The organism is Streptomyces sp. NPDC088354 (assembly GCF_044753585.1).
Lineage (GTDB): Bacteria > Actinomycetota > Actinomycetes > Streptomycetales > Streptomycetaceae > Actinacidiphila.
The window spans coordinates 114,634-130,310 of record NZ_JBIVNJ010000017.1 but is presented as its reverse complement, the minus strand read 5'-3'; the positions used below and the strand labels follow the sequence as shown (position 1 = coordinate 130,310).

17 protein-coding genes are annotated in these 15,677 nt (G+C 70.7%); 6 read left to right on the top strand and 11 right to left on the bottom strand.

The features are described from left to right. Positions 1–32 precede the first annotated feature (32 nt). The 4 genes from ACIP98_RS24315 to ACIP98_RS24300 are packed head-to-tail and all read left to right on the top strand — an operon-like array spanning position 33 to position 3,337. The gene (locus tag ACIP98_RS24315) at positions 33–638 is read left to right on the top strand and encodes a SigE family RNA polymerase sigma factor (RefSeq protein ID WP_401977896.1); all 606 of its coding nucleotides are present in this window, start codon (positions 33–35) and stop codon (positions 636–638) included. Further along, positions 623–1,390, top strand: a complete 768-nt coding sequence (locus tag ACIP98_RS24310; protein ID WP_401977895.1) for a hypothetical protein — start codon at positions 623–625, stop codon at positions 1,388–1,390. Before ACIP98_RS24315 ends, ACIP98_RS24310 begins: the two co-directional genes overlap by 16 nt. Then, on the top strand, positions 1,383–2,066 hold the full coding sequence (gene cseB, locus ACIP98_RS24305) for a two-component system response regulator CseB (RefSeq protein ID WP_401977893.1): 684 nt from the start codon (positions 1,383–1,385) through the stop codon (positions 2,064–2,066). The genes ACIP98_RS24310 and cseB overlap by 8 nt, the downstream gene beginning before the upstream one ends. A 5-nt stretch (positions 2,067–2,071) precedes the next feature. After that, positions 2,072–3,337, top strand: a complete 1,266-nt coding sequence (locus ACIP98_RS24300; RefSeq protein WP_401977891.1) for an ATP-binding protein — start codon at positions 2,072–2,074, stop codon at positions 3,335–3,337. Positions 3,338–3,376: 39 nt separating this feature from the next. On the opposite strand, the gene ACIP98_RS24295 is transcribed toward ACIP98_RS24300, so the two are convergent. From ACIP98_RS24295 to ACIP98_RS24285, 3 genes are all read right to left on the bottom strand, one after another. Then, positions 3,377–3,847: a VOC family protein gene (locus ACIP98_RS24295; RefSeq protein WP_319663584.1), complete on the bottom strand. Its 471-nt coding sequence runs from the start codon at positions 3,845–3,847 to the stop codon at positions 3,377–3,379. 55 nt (positions 3,848–3,902) lie between these two features. Next, entirely contained in the window at positions 3,903–4,319 is a 417-nt protein-coding gene (locus tag ACIP98_RS24290) for a helix-turn-helix transcriptional regulator (RefSeq protein WP_319663582.1), read from the bottom strand. An 82-nt stretch (positions 4,320–4,401) separates the two neighbouring features. Beyond that, complete coding sequence (locus ACIP98_RS24285; RefSeq protein WP_401977889.1) at positions 4,402–5,964, bottom strand: MDR family MFS transporter; 1,563 nt, start codon at positions 5,962–5,964, stop codon at positions 4,402–4,404. A gap of 124 nt (positions 5,965–6,088) precedes the next feature. Between ACIP98_RS24285 and ACIP98_RS24280 the strand changes: the two genes are divergently transcribed. Further along, complete coding sequence (locus tag ACIP98_RS24280) at positions 6,089–6,667, top strand: TetR/AcrR family transcriptional regulator (RefSeq protein WP_319663580.1); 579 nt, start codon at positions 6,089–6,091, stop codon at positions 6,665–6,667. 35 nt (positions 6,668–6,702) lie between these two features. On the opposite strand, the gene ACIP98_RS24275 is transcribed toward ACIP98_RS24280, so the two are convergent. The 3 genes from ACIP98_RS24275 to ACIP98_RS24265 all read right to left on the bottom strand — a co-directional run bounded on the left by ACIP98_RS24275 (position 6,703) and on the right by ACIP98_RS24265 (position 12,243). Continuing rightward, positions 6,703–7,374, bottom strand: a complete 672-nt coding sequence (locus ACIP98_RS24275) for a M23 family metallopeptidase (RefSeq protein WP_319663579.1) — start codon at positions 7,372–7,374, stop codon at positions 6,703–6,705. A gap of 303 nt (positions 7,375–7,677) precedes the next feature. After that, on the bottom strand, positions 7,678–9,381 hold the full coding sequence (locus ACIP98_RS24270) for a ricin-type beta-trefoil lectin domain protein (RefSeq protein WP_401977888.1): 1,704 nt from the start codon (positions 9,379–9,381) through the stop codon (positions 7,678–7,680). A gap of 333 nt (positions 9,382–9,714) precedes the next feature. After that, positions 9,715–12,243, bottom strand: coding sequence for an ATP-dependent Clp protease ATP-binding subunit (locus ACIP98_RS24265; protein ID WP_319663577.1), 2,529 nt, complete (start codon positions 12,241–12,243; stop codon positions 9,715–9,717). Between the two features lie 433 nt (positions 12,244–12,676). Here ACIP98_RS24265 and ACIP98_RS24260 point away from each other — a divergent pair, with 433 nt between their 5' ends. After that, positions 12,677–13,207, top strand: a complete 531-nt coding sequence (locus ACIP98_RS24260; protein WP_401977887.1) for a hypothetical protein — start codon at positions 12,677–12,679, stop codon at positions 13,205–13,207. Here ACIP98_RS24260 and ACIP98_RS24255 read toward each other — a convergent pair. The 5 genes from ACIP98_RS24255 to ACIP98_RS24235 all read right to left on the bottom strand — a co-directional run bounded on the left by ACIP98_RS24255 (position 13,138) and on the right by ACIP98_RS24235 (position 15,612). Beyond that, positions 13,138–13,479 (bottom strand): Lsr2 family protein, encoded by a 342-nt coding sequence (locus tag ACIP98_RS24255; RefSeq protein ID WP_319663575.1) that lies wholly within the window; start codon positions 13,477–13,479, stop codon positions 13,138–13,140. The genes ACIP98_RS24260 and ACIP98_RS24255 overlap by 70 nt on opposite strands. Positions 13,480–13,645: 166 nt before the next feature. Then, positions 13,646–14,164 (bottom strand): amino-acid N-acetyltransferase, encoded by a 519-nt coding sequence (locus ACIP98_RS24250; RefSeq protein WP_319663574.1) that lies wholly within the window; start codon positions 14,162–14,164, stop codon positions 13,646–13,648. A gap of 9 nt (positions 14,165–14,173) precedes the next feature. Next, the gene (locus tag ACIP98_RS24245; RefSeq protein WP_319663573.1) at positions 14,174–14,587 is read right to left on the bottom strand and encodes a BlaI/MecI/CopY family transcriptional regulator; all 414 of its coding nucleotides are present in this window, start codon (positions 14,585–14,587) and stop codon (positions 14,174–14,176) included. A gap of 58 nt (positions 14,588–14,645) precedes the next feature. Continuing rightward, positions 14,646–14,840: a hypothetical protein gene (locus ACIP98_RS24240; RefSeq protein WP_401977884.1), complete on the bottom strand. Its 195-nt coding sequence runs from the start codon at positions 14,838–14,840 to the stop codon at positions 14,646–14,648. Positions 14,841–14,910: 70 nt separating this feature from the next. Beyond that, positions 14,911–15,612 carry a hypothetical protein gene (locus tag ACIP98_RS24235; RefSeq protein WP_319663570.1) on the bottom strand — a complete coding sequence of 234 codons (702 nt, stop codon included), beginning with the start codon at positions 15,610–15,612 and terminating at the stop codon, positions 14,911–14,913. Between the last annotated feature and the right edge of the window lie 65 nt (positions 15,613–15,677).

Genomic DNA, 15,677 nt, shown 5'->3' with positions numbered 1-15,677 from the left:
TACATGCCCTCCGTAGCGTCGGCCGCGTCGTGATGGAACGCACGGAGCGGAGGGACGCCATGGGGGCGAACGGCCAGGGGTCAGCCCAGGTGATGGACTTCGAGGAGTACGTACGGAGCCGTCAGGACGCCCTGCTGCGCAGCGCCCGCCGCCTCGTCCCGGACCCGATCGACGCGCAGGACCTCGTCCAGACCGCGCTTGCGCGCACCTACCCGCGGTGGGACGCCATCGCCGACAAGAACCTCGCCGACGCCTACATGCGCCGGGTGATGATCAACACCCGTACCGAGTGGTGGCGGGCCCGGCGCCTGGAGGAGGTGCCGACCCCCGAGCTGCCCGAGGGCGCGGTGGACGACGGCGCCGAGCAGCGCGCGGACCGCGCCATGCTGCTGGACGCGCTGCAGTGCCTGGCGCCGAAGCAGCGCCAGGTGGTGCTGCTGCGCCACTACCGGCAGCTGAGCACGGAGGAGACGGCGCACGCTCTGGGCATGTCGGTGGGTACCGTGAAGAGCACCCTGCACCGGGCGCTGGCGCGACTGCGCGCCGACCTCGAGGGGCAGGGCAACGGGTACGGGAAGTCCGAAGGGTCCGAAGGGTCCGCAGACGTCAGGACGGAGGGTGTGTGCGCCGCAGCATAGTCCCGGTCGGCGCCGCCGTCGCCGCGGTAGCGGTGTGCGGGTCGGCGCTGGTCGCCGTGACCAGCTGCCGTGACGCCGGCGGGGTGCGGGAGGAGGGCACCGTCCTCTCCTCGACGCTCGCGGTGCCGGCCCCCCTGCCCACCGGCGCCGCGCCGACACCGCCGGCGCGCAAGACCTCCGGCGGTGTCCCCCCGGCCGCGGCCCGCACGCCCGTCGCGGACGCGGTACGCCTGGTGAAGTCCGATCCCAAGGTCGCCGAGGACATCCGCGCCCGGCTGGTGGCGTGCGTGGCCGCCTCGTCGGTCCCCGGATCGGCCGCCCGCGACGGCAGCACCGGGACCGTTCCCGCCCCGCGGACCCCGGCCGCGCGGACCCCGGTGCCGACCGCCCGGGGCGCCGAGGTCCTGTACCCCGTCGACGACCGCTACGGCGACCTGACCGGCAGGAACGCGGCCGACCTCGTGGTCACCGTCTCGACCTGCGGTGACGGGGTGGGCATCGGCGCCTACGTCTACCGCCGGGAGCACGGGAAGTACGTCAACGTCTTCGCCGACGAGCAGCCCCCCGTCTACGCCGAGATCAGCGACAGCAGCCTCAAGGTCACCCACCAGGTGTACGAGCCGCAGGACGCCGTGTCGAACCCCTCCGGCGAGGACATCACCACCTACCGGTGGAACGGGACGCGCTTCGAGGAGACCTCCTTCAGCCATCGCGACTACGAGGCCGGCGACGAGGACACCTCCCATGGCTGACACGCACGTCCTGTTCGTCGAGGACGACGACGTCATCCGCGAGGCCACCACGCTGGCGCTGGAGCGGGACGGCTTCGAGGTCACCGCCGTGCCCGACGGCCTGTCCGGGCTGGACGCGTTCCGTGCCCGCCGGCCCGACCTGGCGCTGCTGGACGTCATGGTGCCGGGGCTGGACGGGGTGAGCCTGTGCCGGCGTATCCGCGACGAGTCCACGGTGCCGGTGATCATGCTGTCGGCGCGGGCCGACGCGATCGACGTGGTGCTCGGCCTGGAGGCGGGCGCCGACGACTACGTGACCAAGCCCTTCGACGGGGCCGTGCTCACCGCCCGGATGCGGGCCGTGCTGCGCCGCTTCCGGCTGGCCGCGGCCGGTGAGGAGCCGGCCGGGTCCGGGGTGCTGGCCTTCGGCGACCTGGAGGTGGACCCGGAGGGCATGGAGGTGCGGCGCGGCGGTGACCGGCTGGCGCTGACCCCGACGGAGATGCGGCTGCTGCTGGAGTTCTCGGCGGCGCCGGGCACCGTGCTGTCGCGGGACCGGCTGCTGGAGCGGGTCTGGGACTACGCGTGGGGCGGCGACACGCGCGTCGTGGACGTCCACGTACAGCGACTGCGCGCCAAGGTCGGCCAGGACCGGATCGAGACGGTGCGCGGCTTCGGCTACAAGTTGCGGGGCTGAGCCCGGTGACCGCGCGCCGGGCCGGCGGACTCCGCCCACTGCCGAAGGTCGGTCTGCGCTGGAAGGTGTGCGCGGCGATCGCCGCGGTGTCGGCCCTGGTCGCGCTCGTCCTGAGCCTGGTGGTGCACAACGCGGCCCGCGCCAGCATGATCGAGAACTCCCGTGACGTGCAGAACGAGCGGGTGCAGTTCGCGCAGCGGATCTACGAGTCCACCGGCCGGCTCACCATCGACGCCCAGCTGAACGACCCGGCTCTGCCGGCCCCGCTCAAGCGGCTGGCCCGCGAGGGCAAGCGGGCCACCTACGTCGCCGACGCCGGCGGCGCGCCCATGGTGTGGGCCGAGACCCCGCTCGCGGACGGCAAGATCCTGTCGCTGAAGACCACCTTCACCGACCGCTTCTCGGTCCTGGAGGACCTGGACCAGGCGCTGGTCATCGGCTCCACGGCGGTCGTGGTCGGCGGCACCGCGCTCGGCGTGCTCATCGGCGGCCAGCTGTCCCGCCGGCTCCGCAAGGCCGCCGTGGCCGCGGGCCGGGTGGCCGACGGGGAGACCCGGGTCCGGGTGCGGGAGGCCATCGGGGGCCGGGTCCGCGACGAGACGGACGAACTCGCGCGCGCGGTGGACGCCATGGCGGACGCCCTGGCCGGGCGGCTGGAGGCCGAACGCCGGGTCACCGCCGACATCGCCCACGAACTGCGCACCCCGGTGACCGGTCTGGTCACCGCCGCCGAGCTGCTGCCGCCGGGCCGCCCCGCGGAGCTGGTCCGGGACCGGGCGCAGGCGCTGCGCACCCTGGTCGAGGACGTGCTGGAGGTCGCCCGGCTCGACGGCGCCGCCGAGCAGGCCGACCTCCAGGACGTCGCGCTCGGCGACTTCGTGCGCCGGCGCGTCGCCGCGGTGGTGCCCGCGGCCACCGTCGACGTACGCGACGACGCCGTCGTGCGCACCGACCCCCGGCGTCTGGAACGCGTACTGGCCAACCTGCTCGGCAACGCCGCCCGGCACGGCCGGCCGCCCATCGAGGTCACGGTCGCCGGCCCCTACCTGGAGGTCCGCGACCACGGCCCGGGCTTCCCCGAGGACCTGCTCCACGACGGCCCGAGCCGCTTCCGCACCGGCAGCAGCGACCGCGCCGGGGGCGGTCACGGCCTCGGCCTCACCATCGCCACCGGCCAGACCCGCGTCCTCGGCGCCCGCCTCACCTTCCGCAACGCCCCCGCATCCGCCGGCGGCGGCGCCGTCGCCCGGCTCCTCCTCCCCCGCGACTAGCCGGGCCCGGTCGGGCCGAGCCCCCGGGACCCGGGCGCGTCAGCCGTCGGCCTGCTCCTGCGTGCCGTCGGCCCAGTCCTTGGTGAGGTCCAGCCCGTCGCGCCGCTGGGTGAGGCTGAACCAGTTGCCGGAGTCGTCCCGCATGATCGCCTCGGTGCCGTACGGGCGCTCCTGGGGTTCCTGGAGGAACGTGACGCCCTTGCCCTTGAGGTCGCGGTAGGTGGCGTGGATGTCGTCGGTGCGGAGCACACCCGCGCCGAGGACGCCCTTGGCGACCAGCGACCTGAGCTGCTCGGCGGACTCCGGGTCGAGCGCGGGCGGGCCGGGCACCATGAGGGTGATCTCGACGTCGGGCTGCTCCTTGGGACCCACGGTCAGCCAGCGCATCGCCCCCATGCTCATGTCCGTGCGTACCTCGAAGCCGAGCTTGTCGGTGTAGAACTCCTTGGCGCGTTCCTGGTCCTGCACCCAGACGGTGACGATGGAGATACCGGTGATCCCAGTGGTCATGACCTGCTCCTGAGGGGGTCGCGTGCTTGCCCCTCCACGCTAGGCGCGGGCCGTCTCACGGCGCTTCTCCGGAATTGCGGAATCCGCCGGCCCAGAACAGCGCGTAGCACCCGGGTATCAGGGCGGCGCCCCGGCCGAGATGCGTGCCGCGGTACTCGGTCGGGGTGAGCCCGGTGTGCCGCTTGAAGCGGCTGGAGAAGGTGCCGAGGCTGGAGAAGCCGACGAGCGTGCAGATCTCGGTGACCGCCAGGTCCGCCGTGCGCAGCATCTCCTGGGCGCGCTCGATGCGGCGCCGGCTCAGGTACTGCCCGGGCGTCTCCCCGTACACCGCTTTGAAGGAGCGCACGAAGTGGTAGCGGGAGTAACCGGCGTGCGCGGCCACCGCGTCCAGGTCCAGCGGCTGGGCCCAGTCGCGGTCCATCGCGTCCTTGGCCAGCCGCAGCTGCCGCAGAAGCCCGAGGTTCGCCGCCATACGACGATGCTCGCACGGGGGTCGGACAGCGACCCCCGTGCGAGCACGGGTCACAGCGGGAGCGGGCGGGTGGGGCCAGGGCTCAGAAGGCCTCGACGGCCGCCACGACCTCCTGCTCGCCGCTCTTGTCCTCGCCGGCCTTCGCGGACGGGCCACCGCGCAGCGGGATCTCCTTGACGAAGAACGCCGCGGCGAAGCCGATCAGGCTGAGCACCGCACCCCACAGGAAGACGTGGTGCGTGCCGTTGGCGACCGCGTGGAAGTAGGCCTGCTGCACCTGCTCCGGGAGCTTGGCCAGGCTCGCCATGTCCATCTGGGCCGGGCCGGACGCCGCCGATCCACCGGCGCCGCCGAGGCTGGCGCTCATGGAGTCCTGCACCTGGTGCGCGAAGATCGCGCCGAACAGCGCGACACCGAACGAGCCGCCGATGGTGCGGAACAGGGTAGAGGACGAGGACCCGACGCCGATGTCCTTCATCTCGACGCTGTTCTGCGCGATGAGCATCGTGATCTGCATCAGGAAGCCCATGCCCGCGCCGAGCACGGCCATCCACACGCCGGAGACGAAGCGGCTGGTGCCGGTGTCCATCGTCGACAGCAGGTAGAGGCCGACCGCGATGAGGGCACCGCCGATGATCGGGAAGATCTTGTACTTGCCGGTCTGCGTGGTGACCCGGCCCGCGATGAGCGAGACCACCATCATCGACAGGAGCATCGGCAGGAGCAGCAGGCCGGAGTTGGTGGCGGAGGCGTGCTGCACGGTCTGCTGGAACAGCGGCAGGAAGGTCATCGCGCCGAACATCACGAAGCCAACCAGGAAGCCGATCACGGAGATCAGCGCGAAGTTGCGGCTGCGGAAGATGTGCAGCGGCAGCACGGGCTCCGCGGCGCGGGTCTCGGCGTAGATGAACGCGGCGAGGGTGACCAGGCCGAGGACCAGCAGGCCGAGGATCTGGGCCGAGCCCCAGGAGTACTGGTTACCGCCCCACGTGGTCAGCAGCACCAGCGAGGTGATGCTGACGGTGAGCAGCGCCGCGCCGAGGTAGTCGATGCGCGCCTTGATCCGCTTCTTCGGCAGGTGCAGCACCGCCGAGATCACGAAGAGCGCGACCACGCCCAGCGGCAGGTTGATGTAGAAGCTCCAGCGCCAGCCCCAGTTGTCGGTGATGCTGCCGCCGACCAGCGGGCCGCCGATCATGGCGACCGCCATGACGCCGGCCATCATGCCCTGGTACTTCCCGCGCTCGCGGGGCGGGATCAGGTCACCGATGATCGCCATGACACCGACGATCAGACCGCCGGCGCCCAGGCCCTGGATGGCGCGGAAGGCGATCAGCTGGCCCATGTCCTGCGCCATGCCGGACAGCGCGGAGCCGACCAGGAAGATCACGATCGACGCCATGAAGATGCCCTTGCGGCCGTACATGTCGCCGAGCTTGCCCCAGATGGGCGTCGACGCGGCCGTCGCCAGGGTGTAAGCGGTGACCACCCACGACAGGTGTTCCAGGCCGCCCAGTTCGCCGACGATGGTGGGCATCGCGGTGCCGACGATCATGTTGTCGAGCATCGCGAGCAGCATCGCGATCATCAGCCCGAACAGCACCACGCGCACACTGCGCTGCGGTGCCTCGGCGGTGTCCGCCATTACAAGCTCCCCTACTTGTCACGCACTTGTCGTGAGTCGCTTACCTGCCGCCCGGCTAGTTGCCCGGGGCATCCTGAATGTAAGCCGCTTACTAGCCGGGCGTCAAGTAAGTTAAAGTTCGCCCATGGCCACGCCGCACGTACGCAGAGGTGATACGCGCCGTCGCATCCAGGACGTCGCGCTCGAACTGTTCGCCCAGCAGGGGTACGAGAAGACCTCGCTGCGCGAGATCGCCGAGCACCTCGACGTGACCAAGGCGGCGCTGTACTACCACTTCAAGACCAAGGAAGACATCCTCATCGGCATCGTGGAGGACCTGACCTCCCCGGTCGACGAGCTGATCGAGTGGGCGGCCGACCAGCCCCGCAGCCTGGAGACCAAGTACGAGGTGCTGCGCCGCTACAGCGAGGCGCTGTGGACCTCGGGCCCGCTCTTCCGCTTCCTCCAGGAGAACCAGGCCACGGTCCGCGACCTCAGCATCGGCGAGGCCTTCAAGTCCAAGCTGTTCGCCGTGCACGCACTGCTGCGCGACCCCGAGGCCCCGCTGACCGACCAGGTCCGCTCGATCACCGCCGTCTTCGCCATGCACGCGGGCATGTTCACGATGCAGGACATCGAGGGCGACCCCGAGGAGAAGCGCGCGGCCGTCCTCGAGGTCGCCCAGGGGCTCATCGCCGAGACCTACCGGGACGACCGGGGGTAGGGCGGAGCGGGCGGATACGGTCGGTCACCGCCGGATCAGACCGAGACGCCCTCGGCCCGCAGGAAGGGCAGCGGGCTCACCGACGAGCCGTAGTACGGGGTCGTACGGATCTCGAAGTGCAGGTGCGGGCCGGTGCTGTTGCCGGTGTTGCCGGACAGCGCGATCTCCTCGCCGGTGTTCACGTGCTCACCGACGCGGACCTTGATCTTCGACAGGTGGCCGTACTGCGAGTACGTGTTGTCGCTGTGGCGGATGACGATGTTGTTGCCGTAGGCGCCGCCCCAGCCGGCCGTCACGACGGTGCCGCTGTGCACGGCGTGCACATCGGTGCCGATGGCGACCGCGAAGTCCTGGCCGGAGTGCTTGTGCGCCCAGTGCGCACCGTTCTTCATGTAGCCGGCCGAGAGCTGGTAGTGCTTGACGGGCTTCATCCAGGCGACGGAGAGCCGCGCCACGTGCGTCGCGTGCAGCCGGGTGCGCGCATGGCGGTCGGCCTGGCCGGCCACGGCGGCGCGCTGCTGCCCGTCGGCCTGGGCACGGGTGGCCTTGGCCAGCTTGCCGGCTGCGCCCATCCCCAGCAGCCCCGCGTCCTGGGTCGCGGCCGAAGCCGTGCCCACCGCGCCGAGCGCCAGCGACGCCACGACGCCGGCGGTCACGGCGGCGCCGCGGCCGCGGATGACGGAGTTGGAGAAGTCGGGCTTGAGCATTCGCAATACCTCGCGGGAATAGCCGGAAAAGTCTCGCGGTTGTCGGCCGCGAGTCACAGGTAACCCGGAATTCCAGGCGAGGACAAACCCCCGCATCCACTATGCGGCATCGTAGGAATTGCCTTCGGTACCGTCCGGCTACCCGTTCCACGGGGCCGCTTCTCCTATTGCCCTTCGTACGTGTCCCAGGTCACGTGGGTCAGGTCACCGCCCGCAGGGCCAAAGGAAATGGCCCCCGAGGGACGAAGGACCGCCCCTGGGGACCAAAGTCCCGTGGCCTGCGCCACGCACCGGAAAAAGCCCTCACGGCCTTTCTTCTGCGGAATTCAGTGCGACACGTACGACGGGTGGGCGGCCGAGGGCGACGGACCGGAAGCGGGACGGCTCGACCGAGGCGTCCAGGGACCAGCGCTGGGCGGAGCGGCCGTCGCGCGGTGCCAGGACGACCCCGGCGCCGCGCCGCCCGCTGTCCGGTGCGACGGCCAGCTGCTGGTTCCAGCGCGGCACGAGATCGCCGGTGAGCGTCAGGTCGTAGCGCACGTCCTCGGCACCGGTGACGAACGAGGCGGTGCACAGACCCAGTTCGAGCGCAGCGCCGCGGTGCGAGTTGAGGCAGTACGAGGGCTCGGCGACGCTGCGCAGCAGCCCGTCCCGCTCGTACGTCCAGAACTGGGTGGTCCCGGAGTCGCACACCGCGGTGAGCGCCGTGGTGCCCAGGACCGTGCCGCGCCCGGCCAGGTCGACGCACAGGTCGCTGCCCTGATTGCGCAGCCGCCCGCGCAGTCCGCCGCCCGGCGCCGGGTCGGCGGTGACGCCGCCGGAGCCGCGTCCGGTGCCGCGTCCGGTGCCGGTGCCGGACGACGAGGCCGTGGGTGAGGCGGAACCGGCACCGGAACCGGAAGCAGAACCGGCGGCCGAAGTACCGGCGGACGCGCCCGGGAAGACGCCCGCCGAGGCCCGGTCGTCGGTTCCGCCGTCCGACAGGAGCCCGGCGAGACCGGCGACGGCGGCCACGACCAGCACGACGCCACCGACCCCCAGGGCCGTCGCACCGGCCGCTCCCGGCCGCCCACGGCCGCGCAGCAGCCCGCCGGGCCTCCGGCGCCGGCCGCCGTGCCGCCGCCCGGCCTGACCACCGGAGCGACCGGCCTGAGCGGCCGCGGCATCGTTGTCACGCGCCGCCCGGCGCGCCGGGCGGGAGTCGAGGTAGGCCCGTGCCTCCCAGACCAGGACCGCCTCGGCGATCAGCGCGCCCAAGCGGTCCCCGGAGTGGTCGAGTTGCTCCGCGGCGTACCGGCAGTGGTCGCATTTGGCGATGTGGCGCTGCAGGTCGGGCACGAGCCCGGCGCCGCCGCGGTGGATGGAGATGTCCAGCAGCCGGCTGAACTGCAGGCAGCTCTCGTACGGAGCCAGGTCCCGGTGGGCCTGGACACAGGCCTCGCGGAAGCGGGTGCGTGCGAGCTCCAGCTGCCCCGCGGCCTTCTCCTGGCCGACACCGAGGAGGGCGGCCGGTACGGCCAGGTTCTCCGCGTCGACCTCCACGTGCCAGAGCAGGCAGCGGGCCGGTTCGGGGAGCCGCTGGAACGCCCGGTGGACCAGCCGGCGGTTGTCCGGGACGGCCAGGCGCGGATCGGCCTGGTCCCCGCGCATCCGCAGTCCGCGGTGCAGGGAGGCACGACGGCGGTCCGTGGCCCATTCCTCCGCGATGCGGTGGACGGTGACCAGCAGTTCCGGGCGCCAGGCGGACGAGGGGCCGGTCAGCCGCAGCGTGTCGACGAAGACCCGGGTGAAGGCGGCCGACGCGAGGATGCCCGCCGTGTGCCCGGACACGGCGCACAGCTCCGCGTACTCGTGGACCGGCCGCCAATGGCGGGCCAGCAACTCCTCGAAGGGCTGGTGGACGGCTTTCTTTCCCGAGAAGTTTCTGAGCTCCACCGACAGGGCCTCGTCCGGAACGTCGAACAAATGGCCGGGGTGCGGGGAATTCGAGGAGAGCGAATCCTTCAACGAGCGTTTCCTTCCGCGTTCGCCGCGCCGGGAAAAGTACGAACCATTCCACCGACGGGCACGCAGCTGGGTGGGGGGACGCGGGACCGGGGCACCGGGAGGTGTGCTCTCCCCCTTCGCCTGGAGCAGCTCATCGGGAATGCCTGCGGGAATGACGGCGCGACACCGGCCCACGGAGAAGGAAGACTGAAGGATTCCCGCGCGCGAGCAGAGCTCACCTTTCCATAAATCAGACGAGCACAACAAGGGTGGGTTCATCGGGAACACAAACGAGCCGGCCCCGTCCGTACTCGTGTACGGACGGGGCCGGCCCCGGTGTTCGATGACGCGCGACTAGGCGTCCTTGCTGAGGTTCGGGCCCGTGCCACCGCTGCCGGCCGCCTCGACCGGCGGGGCGTCGGCGACGGCCACCTTCTCCTCACCGCGGAAGGTGAACTTGACGTTCTCGCCCTCGCCCTCGGTGCCCACGACCACGATGTGACCGGTGCGCAGCTCGCCGAAGAGGATCTTCTCGGAGAGCACGTCCTCGATCTCGCGCTGGATCGTCCGGCGCAGCGGCCGGGCACCCAGCACCGGGTCGTATCCCCGCTTGGCGAGCAGCGACTTGGCCTCGGGACTGAGCTCGATGCCCATGTCCTTGTCCTTGAGGCGCTCGTCCACCCGGGCGATCATCAGGTCGACGATCTGGATGATGTCTTCCTCGCTGAGCTGGTGGAAGACCACGATGTCGTCGACACGGTTCAGGAACTCGGGACGGAAGTGCTGCTTGAGCTCCTCGCCGACCTTGGCCTTCATCCGCTCGTACCCGGTCTTGACGTCACCCGCGGCCGCGAAGCCGAGGTTGAAGCCCTTGGAGATGTCCCGGGTGCCGAGGTTGGTGGTCATGATGATGACCGTGTTCTTGAAGTCCACGACCCGGCCCTGGGAGTCGGTCAGCCGACCGTCCTCCAGGATCTGCAGCAGGCTGTTGAAGATGTCCGGGTGGGCCTTCTCGACCTCGTCGAAGAGGACGACGGAGAACGGCTTGCGGCGCACCTTCTCGGTGAGCTGCCCGCCCTCCTCGTAGCCGACGTATCCCGGCGGGGAGCCGAAGAGCCGCGAGACGGTGTGCTTCTCGCTGAACTCGGACATGTCGAGCTGGATCAGCGCGTCCTCGTCACCGAAGAGGAACTCGGCGAGCGTCTTGGAGAGCTCGGTCTTACCGACGCCGGACGGGCCGGCGAAGATGAACGAGCCACCGGGGCGCTTGGGGTCCTTCAGGCCGGCCCGCGTGCGGCGGATGGCCTGCGAGAGGGCCTTGATCGCGTCCTTCTGGCCGATGACGCGCTTGTGCAGCTCGTCCTCCATGCGCAGCAGACGCGAGGACTCCTCCTCGGTGAGCTTGAAGACCGGGATGCCCGTGGCGGTGGCCAGGACCTCGGCGATCAGCTCCTCGTCGACCTCGGCGACGACGTCCATGTCGCCGGCCTTCCACTCCTTCTCCCGCTTGGTCTTCGCGGAAAGCAGCTGCTTCTCCTTGTCACGGAGAGAGGCGGCCTTCTCGAAGTCCTGGGAGTCGATCGCGGACTCCTTCTCCCGGCGCACGTCGGCGATCTTCTCGTCGAACTCGCGCAGGTCCGGCGGAGCGGTCATCCGGCGGATGCGCATCCGGGAACCGGCCTCGTCGATCAGGTCGATCGCCTTGTCCGGCAGGAAGCGGTCCGAGATGTACCGGTCGGCGAGGGTCGCCGCGGCCACCAGGGCGGCGTCCGTGATGGACACGCGGTGGTGGGCCTCGTAGCGGTCCCGCAGGCCCTTGAGGATCTCGATGGTGTGCGGCAGCGACGGCTCCGCGACCTGGATGGGCTGGAAGCGGCGCTCCAGGGCCGCGTCCTTCTCCAGGTGCTTGCGGTACTCGTCGAGCGTGGTGGCGCCGATGGTCTGCAGCTCACCGCGGGCGAGCATCGGCTTCAGGATGGAGGCGGCGTCGATCGCGCCCTCGGCGGCACCCGCACCCACCAGGGTGTGGAGCTCGTCGATGAACAGGATGATGTCGCCGCGGGTGCGGATCTCCTTGAGCACCTTCTTCAGGCGCTCCTCGAAGTCACCGCGGTAGCGGGAGCCCGCGACCAGGGCACCGAGGTCAAGCGTGTAGAGCTGCTTGTCCTTCAGCGTCTCCGGGACCTCGCCCTTGACGATGGCCTGGGCCAGGCCCTCGACGACGGCGGTCTTGCCGACGCCGGGCTCGCCGATCAGGACGGGGTTGTTCTTGGTGCGGCGCGACAGCACCTGCATGACGCGCTCGATCTCCTTCTCGCGCCCGATGACCGGGTCGAGTTTGGTCTCACGAGCGGCCTGAGTGAGGTTGCGGCCGAACTGGTCCAGGACGAGCGAGGTCGAGGGGGTGCCCTCGGCGGGACCGCCGGCGGTGGCGGCCTCCTTGCCCTGGTAACCGGAGAGCAGCTGGATGACCTGCTGCCGCACCCGGTTCAGATCGGCGCCCAGCTTCACGAGGACCTGGGCGGCGACGCCCTCGCCCTCGCGGATCAGGCCGAGCAGGATGTGCTCCGTGCCGATGTAGTTGTGGCCGAGCTGGAGGGCCTCGCGGAGCGACAGCTCCAGGACCTTCTTGGCCCGGGGGGTGAAGGGGATGTGACCGGACGGGGCCTGCTGGCCCTGACCGATGATCTCCTCAACCTGCTGGCGGACCGCCTCGAGCGAAATCCCGAGGCTCTCCAGGGCCTTAGCGGCGACACCCTCACCCTCGTGGATAAGGCCCAGGAGGATGTGCTCGGTGCCGATGTAGTTGTGGTTGAGCATCCGGGCTTCTTCCTGAGCCAGGACGACAACCCGCCGCGCGCGGTCGGTGAACCTCTCGAACATCGTTAATCGCTCCTCAGAGCGGTCGGGCAGTTAGGGGCGTGTCCCCTCCCTGTCCTTCCGCATGCTAGTCCCGCACAGCGGGGCAGCTCACTTCAACCGTCGACACCTCGCGAGGTCGTTTACCCCCCGCGCCGTCGACAACAGCCACAACTTGATGGTGCGAGACGATGTTCCCGCAGGCCAGGCGGATAGCCCTTTATCCAGTACGCCGAGGGCGAACGCCCTGCCCGTCCGACATGCCCGTCGTCCCTTCCCACTAGGTATTTCTTACCCGCTCCCACCGACAGTCCATGCCGGAAGCGCGCCGCCTGTCTGCTACAGGCGAACAGGCTTGCGTCCGGGGAATTCACGGACAGTGACGGGATACCGGCACCCGGGTACTCCTGGTGACGGCTCTCGTAACCGCGGCCGGGTCCGCGGCGTTGCGCAGGACATGCAGGCCTCTCAGGACATCCGGCGCATCCCGGAACCACGGCGCACGACGGGCATGGACGCCCTCGACGTGCCCGCCGCGGCCGGGTACGAGGTGCTGGACCGCTTCCCGCCCCGGAGGACCGGGCCGGTGGCGCTGGAGGGGCCGCGCATGCGGTTCTACGTGGCCGCCGGCGGGGCCACGGAGGTCCCGGGCCTGCTGGACTGGCTGGAGTGGACCGGCGTCCCGCTGGACCTGGTGCCGCTGCAGGGGCTTACCGGGCGGAACGACGGCGCGCCCGTGTGGCTGCGTCCACCCGGAACGGGCGGGCACAGCCACACGGGCGCGCCGCACTTGCCCGCCCTGACGGTCGGGGGTTGCCCGGCCGACGGGGACCCCACGGGGCCCGTCGGCCTGGTGGCCCTGGTGTCCGCACTGGCGAACGCCTGCCACCGGGTCCGGCTGCGCACCGGCCGGACCGGTCAGCCGTGCTCCTTCTCGTACGCCTCGCGGATCTGCGCCGGGACGCGGCCGCGGTCGTTGACCTCGTAGCCCGCCTCCTTGGCCCAGGCACGGATCTTCGCGGTGTCCTGGCTCGCGGAGCCGCCGCGGGAGGCGGCCTTCACGGTGCGGCCACGCCCTGCACGGCCGCCGGTGCGCCGGCCGCCGTCCACGTAGGGGCTCAGCAGGCCGCGCAGCTTGTCGGCGTTGTCGGTGGTGAGATCGATCTCGTAAGTCACTCCATCGAGTGCGAACGTCACGGTCTCATCCGCCTCGCCGCCGTCGAGGTCGTCAACAAGAAGGACCTGAACCTTCTGTGCCACCGGCTTCCCTTTCATCGAATACGGATAACCGGTAAAAGCAAACCGCCTTTTCCCGGAAAACTCAAACCCCTTGCCCGAACTGCTCCGGTCCCTCACGCCGTACGCGGTCTTCCGCCGGGGAACGTATCGGACATACTGTTGTGCTGGAGGCGCCCGGGGAGCGGCGTCAGAGATGCAACAGCATCCGGCTGTTGCCCAAGGTGTTCGGTTTCACTCGTTCGAGGTCGAGGAACTCGGCCACACCCTCGTCCTTTGACCGCAGCAGCTCACCGAAGACATCGCCGTCGACCGGCGTCTCACCGATCTGCACGAAGCCGTGCTTCACGAAGAAGTCCACTTCGAAGGTGAGGCAGAAAATTCGCCGCACTCCCAGCCAGCGCGCGGTCTGCAGCAGCTTCTCCAGTACGAGATGGCCGATGCCGTTGCCGTGGTGGACCGGGTCGACCGCCAGAGTGCGCACCTCGGCGAGGTCCTCCCACATGACGTGGAGGGCACCGCAGGCCACGACCTCGGCGTCCTGATCGCGTTCGGCGACCCAGAACTCCTGGATGTCCTCGTAAAGCGTGACCGTCGGCTTGTCCAGCAGGATGCGGTCCCGGACATAGGCGTCGAGCAGTCGCCGGACGGCCGGCACATCACCGGTGCGCGCCCGGCGGATGGTGACGTCATTTGAAGCGACGGGCATGCACGGACGCTATCGTCCGTCCGATCCCGGCGTCTCGCCGGGGTCAGCGGGTTCTGCGGGTTCAGCGGATTGGACGACCCGCATTGCGTCCCGGAGCGCTTCTCGCTGTTCCGCCGACATCATCCCGAAGAAGGCGACAAGAGCCGCCGCCGGGTTGTCACTCGCGGCCCACGCCTCGTGCATCAGCGCGGCGGAGTAAGCGGCACGCGTGGAAACCGCCTCATAGCGATAGGCGCGCCCTTCGGCTTCCCGGCGCAGCCAGCCCTTCTGATGAAGGTTGTCCATTACGGTCATGACCGTCGTGTACGCGATGGAGCGCTCCCGGCGCAGATCTTCGAGCACTTCGCGTACCGTCACCGGGCGGTTCCAGCGCCACACCCGTGTCATGACGGAGTCTTCGAGGTCTCCCAGGGGACGGGGCACACCCGAATACTAGTGGCAATCGGGCGGAATGCCCCGGAATGCCGGAGAACCCCGGGCGTCAGGCCCGGGGTTCGGCGCCGCCCGGCCGGGGGGCCGGGGCGGCGGGAGCGGCGTTGGCGGCGAGTGCGGTGTCGACCACCGCGTCCTCCTTGGCCTTGTTGGCCCCGCCCTGGCTCTTGATCAGCGTCCTGATGAGGAACGTGAACGCGATGGCCATCACGGTCGGGGGCACGAGGGCGGAGACGTAGTCCATGCGACCAGAGTAGCCACGCCCCCGCGCGGCTCCGTCGCCCGGTCGGCCCGGGACGCTCCGGCGGCCCGGATCAGCCCGTGGCGAGCTGTTCCGGCGGAGGCTGGGTGCGGCGGCGCGGCGGGAAGATCTCCGCCGGGGTCGGCACCTTGCGCTTGGGCTCGTCGCGCTCGGGGGCGTCGGGATCCGCGGGCGGGGTTCTCGGGTCCGGCCGCGGCGCCGGCTTCGGCTCCTGGCCCCGGCCGCGTTCCGCGGGGTCGTCGGCGGAGGTCCGGCCGCCGGGCAGGGCCCGCAGCCTGGTGCGCCCCGGGCGGGCCGTGACGGGCGGCGAGGCGGGCGCCGGGATGCGGGCCGCCAGGCGGGCGCGGACGTCGAGCTCCGCCAGGTGCTCGCAGCGGCGCAGCACCCCGTACCGGCGGTGCGTCTCGGCCTCGGAGGACGGGTGCGTGCGCAGCATGCGCAACGCCGCGAGGTCGTCGGGCACGGGGACGTAGCCCGTGTCGAGCGCGCCGGTCAGCCGTTCGAGGTAGCCGGCGGCGCTGCCGGGCAGCGCCGCCCGGTAGCGGGCGAGCTCCGCGAGCAGGAAGGTGCGCAGTCGCCCGGCCTCCCGGGCCGCCTCGTCCACGTCCTCGACAAGACGCAGATAGTCCCGCACATCGTCGGGCGTGGGGGTCGTGGTGCTGGACTGGAGGGCCGCTGAGAGGGCGCGCCGGAGCACGCGCAGTTCATCCGCGCTGAACGCCATTCCGCCTCGGGACCCGTGTGGCGTGGGCATGCACCGACTTTACGTACTAAGCGGACAAAATACGCGTAACCAGATATGCCCGGGCGTGCCGTGCC

Bases quoted from the DNA above. Each gene is read 5' to 3' on its own strand.
- ACIP98_RS24315 (WP_401977896.1), top strand. From the start codon at position 33: ATGGAACGCACGGAGCGGAGGGACGCCATGGGGGCGAACGGCCAGGGG.
- cseB (WP_401977893.1), top strand. From the start codon at position 1,383: ATGGCTGACACGCACGTCCTGTTCGTCGAGGACGACGACGTCATCCGC.
- ACIP98_RS24295 (WP_319663584.1), bottom strand. From the start codon at position 3,847: ATGACCACTGGGATCACCGGTATCTCCATCGTCACCGTCTGGGTGCAG.
- ACIP98_RS24290 (WP_319663582.1), bottom strand. From the start codon at position 4,319: ATGGCGGCGAACCTCGGGCTTCTGCGGCAGCTGCGGCTGGCCAAGGAC.
- ACIP98_RS24285 (WP_401977889.1), bottom strand. From the start codon at position 5,964: ATGGCGGACACCGCCGAGGCACCGCAGCGCAGTGTGCGCGTGGTGCTG.
- ACIP98_RS24280 (WP_319663580.1), top strand. From the start codon at position 6,089: ATGGCCACGCCGCACGTACGCAGAGGTGATACGCGCCGTCGCATCCAG.
- ACIP98_RS24275 (WP_319663579.1), bottom strand. From the start codon at position 7,374: ATGCTCAAGCCCGACTTCTCCAACTCCGTCATCCGCGGCCGCGGCGCC.
- ACIP98_RS24265 (WP_319663577.1), bottom strand. From the start codon at position 12,243: ATGTTCGAGAGGTTCACCGACCGCGCGCGGCGGGTTGTCGTCCTGGCT.
- ACIP98_RS24260 (WP_401977887.1), top strand. From the start codon at position 12,677: ATGCAGGCCTCTCAGGACATCCGGCGCATCCCGGAACCACGGCGCACG.
- ACIP98_RS24250 (WP_319663574.1), bottom strand. From the start codon at position 14,164: ATGCCCGTCGCTTCAAATGACGTCACCATCCGCCGGGCGCGCACCGGT.
- ACIP98_RS24240 (WP_401977884.1), bottom strand. From the start codon at position 14,840: ATGGACTACGTCTCCGCCCTCGTGCCCCCGACCGTGATGGCCATCGCG.
- ACIP98_RS24235 (WP_319663570.1), bottom strand. From the start codon at position 15,612: ATGCCCACGCCACACGGGTCCCGAGGCGGAATGGCGTTCAGCGCGGAT.